Consider the following 9,475-nt stretch of genomic DNA (forward strand, 5'->3'; position numbering starts at 1 on the left):
AGGGAGGAAGCTCACCCCCCTCCCTAACCCTCCCCCCCAAGGGGGGAGGGAACAAGGCCAAAACCTCGAACCGCCTCCGGCGATCGGGGGTGAGCGCGTGAGGGATGCGTTCCTGAACATCGACGGCCTCATCAAGACGTACCCGCCCGCCACCGGGAAGGGGCAGCCGGTCGTCGTCGTGGACGGGTTCGACCTGGCAGTCGAGGAGGGGGAGTTCGTCACCCTCATCGGCCACTCCGGGTGCGGCAAGTCCACGGTCCTCATGATCCTCGCCGGGCTGAACAAGCAGACTGAGGGGGTCATCACGCTCGGCGGCAACACGCTCAGCGGGCCGGGCCTCGACCGGGGCATCGTGTTCCAGTCGCCGTGCCTGCTGCCGTGGATGACGGCGCTCGAGAACGTGATGCTCTCGGTCGATCAGTCGAAGCCGGACTGGCCGAAGAACAAACGCCGCGAGCACGCGGTCAAGTACCTCACGCTCGTCGGCCTCGCGGACGCCACGCACAAGAAGCCGGCGGAGTTGTCGCAGGGAATGCGGCAGCGGGTCGGCATCGCGCGGGCGTTCGCCCTCACGCCGAAGCTGCTGCTCCTCGACGAGCCGTTCGGCATGTTGGACTCGCTCACCCGGATCGAACTCCAGCAGGTGTTGCTCGACCTGTGGACGCAGGAGCGGATGACGGCCGTGATGGTCACGCACGACATCGACGAGGCTATCTTCATGGCCGACCGCGTCGTGATGATGACGAACGGCCCGCGGGCCAAGATCGGCGACATCGTCCCCGTGCCGTTCGCCCGGCCGCGGAACCGAAGTGAGTTGCTGGAAAGCAACGAGTTCTACGACCTCCGCGAGCGGCTGGTCGGGTTCCTCGAAGACGCGCACCACCCCCAACCGGCCGGGGTCTGAGGGGCGAACGGCACGGCGTAAGCGTGCCGGTGTGGGGCAAGGTGGAATACCGGCACGCTTACGCCGTGCCGTTCGCCGGGATAGCCATGATTCAACTCAACACGATTCCCGACACGCCCGTGACCCGACGGAAGCTCGTCATCATCGGCAACGGCATGGCCGGGGCGCGGATGGCCGAGGACGTCATCGCCGCCGACCCGAACCACGACTTCGACATCGTGATGTTCGGCGACGAGCCGTATGGGAACTACAACCGCATCCTGCTGTCGAACGTGCTAAACGGCAGCCAGGACGCGAAGGAAATCTTCCTCAACCCGCTCGCGTGGTACGAGGAGAACAACGTCACGCTGCACGCCGGCAAGAAGGTCACGAAGATCGACCGCGAGAAGAAGGTCGTCTACGCCGACGGCGTGGAGGAGAGCTACGACGTTCTGATTTTCGCGACCGGGTCGCGGCCGTTCGTGCCACCGATCCCGGGGACGACGCTGCATGGCGTATTCGTGTTCCGCACGATCGACGACTGCCGGAACATCGCCGACTACGCGAAGGGGTGCAAGAACGCCGTCGTCATCGGCGGCGGGCTGCTCGGCCTCGAAGCGGCGAAAGGGCTGATGACGCACAACGTCTCGGTCACGGTCGTCGAGATGGCCCCGTGGCTGATGAGCGTGCAGCTCGACGAGGCGGGCGGGAAAGTCCTTCAAGAGACGATCGCGAAGATGGGCATCACCGCCCTCGTCGCGCACGGGACGAAGGAGTTGCTCGGCCACACGCACGTCACCGGCGTGAAGTTCGCCGACGGCAAGGAAGTGCCCGCGGACATGGTCGTGATCTCCGCCGGGATTCGGCCGAACAAGGAGCTCGCCGCGGAGTGCGGTCTCGCGTGCGACCGAGCAATCCTCGTTGACGACACGATGCAAACGAGCGACCCGAGCGTCTTCGGCGTCGGCGAGTGCGTCCAGCACCGCGGCATGGTCTACGGCCTCGTCGCCCCGATCTGGGAACAGACGAAGGCCCTCGCCGAGCGCCTGACCGGCAAGACCCCGGACGCCCGCTACGTGGGCTCGAAGCTCGCGACGAAGCTCAAGGTCATGGGCGTCGAACTCGCCAGCATGGGCCGCATCGGCGACCTGAAGCCGACGGACGAGGTCGTGACGTTCGCCGAACCCGGCCGCCAAGTCTACTGGAAGGCCATCCTCCGCGACGGCAAGGTGTCCGCCGCGTGCCTGCTCGGCGACCTCGAACCGGCCGACCAACTCGTCGAATACTTCATGCAGGAAAAACCCGCCCCGGCCCGGCGGCTGGAGCTGTTCTTCGGCAGCGGCACGAAGACGCAAGGCTCCGAGTTCAGCCTCGCGGACATGCCGGACAACAAGCAAATTTGCGATTGCAACGGCGTCTGCAAGGGCACGATCGTTCAGGCGATCAAGAATGGAAAGACGACGGTTCCGGCGGTCGGCAAGGCGACGCGGGCCGGGACCGGCTGCGGCAGTTGCAAGAAGATGATCAAGTCGCTGATCGAGGCGGTCAACGGCGAGGTGAAGGCCGACCCGAGCGAGAGCTGGTACGTCCCGGCCGTGCCCATGGACAAGCCGACGCTCGTGGCCGAGGTCAAGCGGCGTGAACTCAAGAGCGTGTCGGCCGTGCTACGGGAGTTGGCCACCGGTGAGGACGAAAAGAGCAAGAACGGCCTCGCGTCGATGCTCGCGAGCATCTGGGGCAAGGAGTACATCGACGAGCGGGACGCCCGGTACATCAACGACCGCGTCCACGCCAACATCCAGAACGACGGCACGTTCAGCGTCATCCCGCGGATGTACGGCGGCGTCACGTCGGCCGACGACCTCATCAAGATCGGCGAGGTCGCGAAGAAGTACAACGTGCGGATGGTCAAGGTCACCGGCGGCCAGCGGATCGACCTCTTGGGCATCAAGAAGGACGACCTGCCGAGGGTGTGGGCCGACCTGGGGATGCCCAGCGGGTACGCGTACACGAAGGCCCTCCGCACGGTGAAGACGTGCGTGGGCAGCGAGTTCTGCCGGTACGGGACGAACGACAGCACGGCCCTCGGCATCGCGCTGGAGAAGAAGTACCAGGGGTTCGAGTTCCCGGCGAAGGTGAAGCTCGGCGTCAGCGGTTGCCCGCGGAACTGCGCGGAGAGCACGGTGAAGGACGTGGGCGTCGTCGCCACCGAGGGCGGCGAGTGGGAGGTCCTCGTCGGCGGGGCGGCCGGGGCGCACGTCCGCAAGACGGACGTGCTCTGCCGGGTGAAGACGCAAGAGGAAGCGATTCAGGTCATCGGCCGGTTCCTGATCTACTACCGGGACAACGCGAAGTGGATCGAGCGGACCTACGACTTCGTGCCGCGGATCGGCATCGAGAAGCTGCGGGAGATCATCGTCAACGACTCACTCGGCCTCAACGCGGGCCTGGACGCGGAGGTCGAGAAGACGATGGCCGCCTACGTGGACCCGTGGCTGGAGCGGGACAAGCCGGTGTACGCCGGCCAGTTCGACGACGTGAAGAAGATTCCGCTGCCGATGGCGTGAGGACCCCATGACCCAAACGATGACCCGCCTGCCGCTCTGCACCATCGACGAGATTCCGGTCGGCCTCGGCCGCGGGTTCGCGGTCGGGGACAAGCCGATCGCCGTGTTCCGCAGCCGGGCCGGGGCCGTGTTCGCCGTGGACGGCGTCTGCCCGCACAAGGGCGGGCCGCTCGCCGACGGGATGCTCGCCGGCGACCAGGTCGTCTGCCCGTACCACGCGTTCAAGTTCAACCGCGGCACCGGCGAGTGCGACCAGCCCGGCGTGTGCGCCATCGCCACGTACCCGGTCGAGGTCGTGGACGGCCAAGTCTTCGTGGGCGTTTCGTAGAAGGGCCGCGCATGGAACTCGCGGTCCGCACGCACTGCCCGTACTGCGCCTACCAGTGCGGCATCCGCATGGGCGAGGGGGCGGAATCCGTCTCCGGCGACCCGCACTTCCCGGTCAACAACGGCGAGCTGTGCATCAAGGGGTGGTCCGCCGCCGGGCTGCTACGCCACCCGGACCGGCTCACGACGCCGCTCGTCCGCGACCGCCGGTCCGACCCGTTCCGCGAAGCGTCCTGGGACGAGGCGCTCGATCGAATCGCCGACGCCTTTCGCAAGACCCGCGAGCGGTACGGCCCGGACGCGAACGCGATGTTCGGGTCCGGCGCGCTGACGAACGAGAAAGTCTACCTGCTGGGCAAGTTCGCCCGACTCGCGCTCGGGACGGCGAACATCGACTACAACGGCCGGTTTTGCATGTCCTCCGCGGCCGCCGGGAACAACCGGGCGTTCGGCGTGGACCGCGGGATGCCGTTCCCGGTGCAGGACATCGCGCACGCGGAGGTGATCGTCCTCGTCGGGTCGAACTGCGCGGACACCCTACCGCCGATCATGCAGTGGTTTCAGAAGCAGAAGGCGAACGGTGGCCGGGTCATCGTCATCGACCCGCGGCGGACCGCGACCGCCCGCGCCGCCGACCTGCACCTCGCCGCCACGCCCGGCACGGATCTGACGCTCGCCAACGGGCTGCTCTACCTCGCCATCGAGGAGGGCTTGTTGAACCGCGAGTACATCGCGTCGCGAACGACCGGGTTCGAGGCGGTCCGAGCGGCGGTGCTGAACGACCACCCGGCCCGCGTCGAGCGGATCACCGGCGTCGGCGAGTCCTTGCTGCGGCAGGCCGTCCGGTGGATGGCGGCGGCGAAGTCGTGCATGGTCCTCACCGGCCGCGGGGCGGAGCAGCACAGCAAGGGCGTGGACACCGTCTCGGCGTGGATCAACCTGGCGCTCGCGCTCGGGCTGCCGGGAAAACTCTACAGCGGCTTCGGCACGCTGACCGGGCAGGGGAACGGGCAGGGCGGCCGCGAGCACGGGCAGAAGGCGGACCAGCTGCCGGGCTACCGGCTGATCGAGAACCCGGCCCACCGCGCGGCGCTCGCGAAGGTCTGGGGCGTGCCTGCGGATAGTTTGCCGCGCAAGGGGAAGAGTGCGGCGGAACTGATCGACGCTTTGGGCGAAAGCCCAGGCACGGCCGTGCCTGGGCTTTCGGCCGTCCGCACGCTCTTCGTCATGGGGTCGAACCTCGTCGTCGCCTGCCCGGACATGAACCGCACCGTCGCGCGGCTGAAAGCGACCGACTTCCTCGCCGTCTCCGATGCGTTCCTGAACGAAACCTCGAACCTCGCGGACGTGGTGCTGCCCGTCTACCAGTGGGCCGAGGAAGACGGCACGATGACGAACTTCGAAGGCCGCGTCCTCCGCCGGCGGCGGACGGCCCTCGCCCCCACCGGCGTCCGCGGCGACCTCGACATCCTCCGCGACCTCGCCGAACGGCTCGGCTGTCTGCACCAGTTCGATTTTCACTCCGCCCGCGAGGTGTTCGACGAGTTCCGCCGCGCCACCGCCGGCGGCCCGGCCGATTACATCGGCATCACCTACGAGAAGATCGACGCCCAGGACGGTGTCTTCTGGCCGTGCGTTTCGGAGGACGACCCCGGCACGCCGCGGCTGTTCGCCGACCGCTTCTTCCATTCGGACGGCAAGGCCCGGTTCGTCCCGGTCGAGCACCGGCCGGGCGGCGACGCGGTCGATGCGGCGTACCCGTACCTGTTCACCACGGGGCGGTACAAGGAGCACTACAACTCCGGCGTCCAGACCCGGCGGATCGCGGAACTCACGAAGGCGAAGCCGCGGCCGCTCGTGCAACTGCACCCGACGCTCGCCCGCCGACACGGGATCGCGGCCGGGAACCTCGTCACCCTGGAGAGCCGCCGCGGGCGGGCCGAGTTCCGCGCCGACGTGACGGCCGACATCCGCCCGGACACGCTGTTCGCCCCGTTCCACTGGGCCGACAAGGAGGGGGCGAACGCCCTCATCGGGTTCTTCCTCGACCCGACCAGCCGGATGCCGGAGTTCAAGCTCGCGGCCGTCCGCGTCGTCCACGTTTCCAAGAGTGTGCCATGAAGAAGCGTCTCGCGATCATCGGCAACGGCATGGCCGCGGGGCGGCTGCTCGACGAGTTGTTCCGCCGCACCGCCGGCACGCAGTTCGACGTGAGCGTGTTCGGCGAGGAGAAGCACGGCTGCTACAACCGCATCCTCGTCGGCCGCGTCCTCGCCGGCGGGTCGCCGAGCGAGATTATGTTGAAGCCGTCCGGCTGGTACGCCGACCGCGGGGTGACGTACCACGAGGGGACACTCGTGTCGAAGCTCGACGGCGTCGCCCGCACGCTGACGACGACCGACGGCGCGGACCACAAGTACGACGTGGCCGTGATCGCCACCGGGTCGGCCGCGTTCGTGCCGCCGATGGACGGGCTGCGGAAAGAAGACGACACGCCGAAGGCGGGCGTGTTCCTGTTCCGCACGATCGACGACTGCGACCGGATGCGGGCGTTCGCGAAACCGCCGGCGTCGGTCGTCGTCCTCGGCGGCGGGCTGCTCGGCCTAGAAGCCGCGAAGGCGCTCTCGGACATGGGGCTGCACGTTACCGTCGTCCACCGCGCCGATTGGCTCATGAACTTGCAAGTCGATCGCTTCGGCGGGGAAATCCTGCGGCGGGGGATCGAGAACCTCGGCATCTTCGTCCGCACCGGGCAGACCGCCACCGGCGTCGTCGGCGACGACCGGGTTCACGGCGTCGTGCTGAAAACCGGGGAAGTGATACCCGCGGACATGCTCGTCATCGCCGCCGGCATCCGCCCGCGGACGGAGCTGGCGAAGGCGTCCGGCATCCCGGTCAAGCACGGCGTCGTCGTCAACGACCTGCTCGCCACGGCCGTCCCCGGCGTGTACGCCGTCGGCGAGGTCGCGGAACACAACGGGTGCGTCTACGGCATCGTCCCGCCGATCTGGGAGCAGTGCGAGGTGCTCGCCGACGTACTCACCGGCGCGAACCCGACGGCCCGCTACCGCGGGTCGAAGCTGTACACGAAGTTGAAAGTGGCGGGCGTCGATGTCGCGAGCATGGGCGTCATCGACGCCGAGCGCGATTCGGACGAGGTCCTTCAAGTGATGGAGGATCGCCGCGGCATCTACCGGAAGATGATCGTCCGCGACGGGAGGCTGATCGGCGCGATCTGCGTCGGCGACGGCGAGGCGGCCCCCAGCCTCGCGCGGTGGTTCGACCGCGGCGACTCGCTCCCGCCGAACCGCCTCGACATCCTCTGTAGCGGGGACGTGTCGGTCGCGGCCGCCGACCCGGAAATCTGCAACTGCCACCACGTCTGCGAGTCGGCGCTGGTCGGCGCGATCAAGGACGGCTGCACGACGTTGCCGATGCTCGCCGAAACCACGAAGGCCGGCACCGGCTGCGGCTCCTGCCGCGGGCAGCTCGCGAACTTGATTTTGAAGCACGCCAAGACAACGAGCACGGCATGACGTGCCGCGCTTTCACGCTCACCTGCTCTGAAATCATGTTCACTGCCATTCCGGCAGGCTCCACCGCCACCGCCGCCACCGCCACGGGGGTACCCCCGTGGCGGTGACGCACGCGCGTGCCCGGAATCGGGCAGCCGTGCCTTTGATGTTTGCTAACTCTGTTTCCACTTCCTCTCGCCGGTCCAACCGGTTGGGCCGGTCTTGCCGGTTATGACGCCGGTTCGGTTCGCACGACAATTCGGATAATCGAACTTCGATGTCCGGAATCGTCCCGCCGACCCCGTTCTCCGATAAGTCCAGCAGGAACCCGGTCTTTCGCCGAACCCGGATTCACTGCATTCCTCTCAACAGTGCCACGGCCGGCCGGACTCAAGGAGTGAGTCGTCATGCACGGATTGCGTCGTTTCTTCCCCCGCACGCTCGCCGCCGCCGTCGCGGCCGTCGGCGTCCAGTCGGCCGCGGCCCAGGCCCCGGTCGAGCGGGTCGTGCCCGCCCAGCGCGACGATCTGCCTGCGATCGTCGAGGCCCCGATCCCGACCGCGGCCCCGGCCGTCCCGGACGCGGCCGCGTGTGCCGCGTCCGGCGGCGGCGGGTGCGATTCCTGCGGCGGCGGGTTCGACTTCAAGAAGGTCCCGCCGGTCCGCCCGCTCACCCGCACGGGCATGTTCGCCATCCCGCCGAGCGGCAAGGGGGCGTACAACCTGCTCGCCCACGTCCGCGGGCAAGAGACGGACGGCCCGCCGAAGTTCGGCTACCCGCCGTTCGCGCTCATGCAGTTCAGCTTCTTCGACGCCGACTTCCGCTACCTCGACGACCCGAAGACGCCGCCGCAGGACGCCCTCGACCGGCTGAAGCGGGTCCGCCTCGGGGACGACTGGCTGCTCGCCGTCGGCGGGCAGGTCTGGAACCGCTACCACGGCGAGTACAACAGCCGGCTCACCCAGCGGGACAACACGTACAACCTGTTCCGCGCCCGCGTGTTCACCGACCTCTGGTACCGGGACCAGTTCCGGCTGTTCGCGGAGCTGAACTCCACGCACGTCGCGTCCCAGGACCTGCCGCCGCTGCCGATCGACGAGTCCGGGCCGGACATCCAGAACCTGTTCGTGGACGTGAAACTCGGCGAGGTCCGGAACGCCCCGGTCTACCTCCGGGCCGGGCGGCAGGAACTGCTCCTCGGGTCGCAGCGGCTCGTCTCCCCGCTCGACTGGGGGAACACCCGGCGGACGTTCCAGGGCCTCCGGCTGCTCCGCACCGGGGAGAAGTTCGACTTCGACGCGTTCGTCCTCCAGCCGGTCGTCCCGAACGCGAACCGGCTGGACAGCGGGGACAACAACCAGTTGTTCGCCGGGGCGTACGCCACGTACCGGCCGAAGAAGGGGCAGGCGGCGGACCTGTACTACTTCCTGCTGGACAACACGAACCGGACGGTGCAGCAAGGGATCGCCCGGAACCCGTCCACCGTCCACACGATCGGCGGCCGGTACTACGGCGACCGGGACGCGGGCGAGTGCCACAAGCTGCTGTGGGACGCGGAGGCGGCCGTCCAGTTCGGCGAGCGGGGCCGGCAGGACGTGATCGCCGGGATGATCTCGACCGGGCTGGGGGTGAACTGGAAGAAGGCCCCGCTGAACCCGACGTTCTGGGTGTACTACGACTACGCCAGCGGGGACGACTCGCCGAACGCCGGCGACCACTTCACGACGTTCAACCAACTCTTCCCGTTCGGCCACTTCTACATGGGGTGGACGGACCTGATCGGCCGGCAGAACGTCCACGACGTGAACTGCGCCCTGTACCTGTACCCGACGAAGTGGCTGACGGTGTGGACGCAGTACCACAACTTCTGGCTGGATAACGTCCGGGACGGGCTGTACAACGTGGCCGGCAACGCCGTCCGCCGCGACCCGACCGGCCGGGCGTCCCCGTTCCTGGGGCACGAGGTGGACCTCATCACGAACTTCCACCTGTCGAAGCGGACGGACCTGCTGTTCAGCTACGCCCACCTGTTCGGCGGCGGGTTCCTCCGGGACACGGCCGGCCCGAACGCGGCGGTGAACGCCAGCGTCCTGACCTGCCTGTTCAGCGTGCGGTATTGAGCCGCGAGCGGCGTGGGGACCCCCGCGGGGGGGGCGGGGGGGGGGGGGGCGGCCCGCCCCCCC

General features: G+C 68.3%; 6 protein-coding genes. All 6 read left to right on the forward strand.

Annotated features, from left to right (window positions below; genetic code table 11):
- Positions 1-97: 97 nt before the first annotated feature.
- Positions 98-904: an ABC transporter ATP-binding protein gene (locus tag AC5JJ2_RS00150; RefSeq protein ID WP_495855929.1), complete on the forward strand. Its 807-nt coding sequence runs from the start codon at positions 98-100 to the stop codon at positions 902-904.
- Between the two features lie 86 nt (positions 905-990).
- Positions 991-3,450: a nitrite reductase large subunit NirB gene (gene nirB, locus AC5JJ2_RS00155; protein WP_495855930.1), complete on the forward strand. Its 2,460-nt coding sequence runs from the start codon at positions 991-993 to the stop codon at positions 3,448-3,450.
- 7 nt (positions 3,451-3,457) lie between these two features.
- Complete coding sequence (locus AC5JJ2_RS00160; RefSeq protein ID WP_495855931.1) at positions 3,458-3,778, forward strand: Rieske (2Fe-2S) protein; 321 nt, start codon at positions 3,458-3,460, stop codon at positions 3,776-3,778.
- An 11-nt stretch (positions 3,779-3,789) separates the two neighbouring features.
- The gene (locus AC5JJ2_RS00165; protein ID WP_495855932.1) at positions 3,790-5,898 is read left to right on the forward strand and encodes a molybdopterin oxidoreductase family protein; all 2,109 of its coding nucleotides are present in this window, start codon (positions 3,790-3,792) and stop codon (positions 5,896-5,898) included.
- Positions 5,895-7,313 carry an FAD-dependent oxidoreductase gene (locus AC5JJ2_RS00170; RefSeq protein ID WP_495855933.1) on the forward strand — a complete coding sequence of 473 codons (1,419 nt, stop codon included), beginning with the start codon at positions 5,895-5,897 and terminating at the stop codon, positions 7,311-7,313. The genes AC5JJ2_RS00165 and AC5JJ2_RS00170 overlap by 4 nt, the downstream gene beginning before the upstream one ends.
- Before the next feature lie 386 nt (positions 7,314-7,699).
- Positions 7,700-9,412 (forward strand): alginate export family protein, encoded by a 1,713-nt coding sequence (locus tag AC5JJ2_RS00175; protein WP_495855934.1) that lies wholly within the window; start codon positions 7,700-7,702, stop codon positions 9,410-9,412.
- Positions 9,413-9,475: the final 63 nt, after the last annotated feature.

This window comes from Limnoglobus sp. (assembly GCF_059499385.1).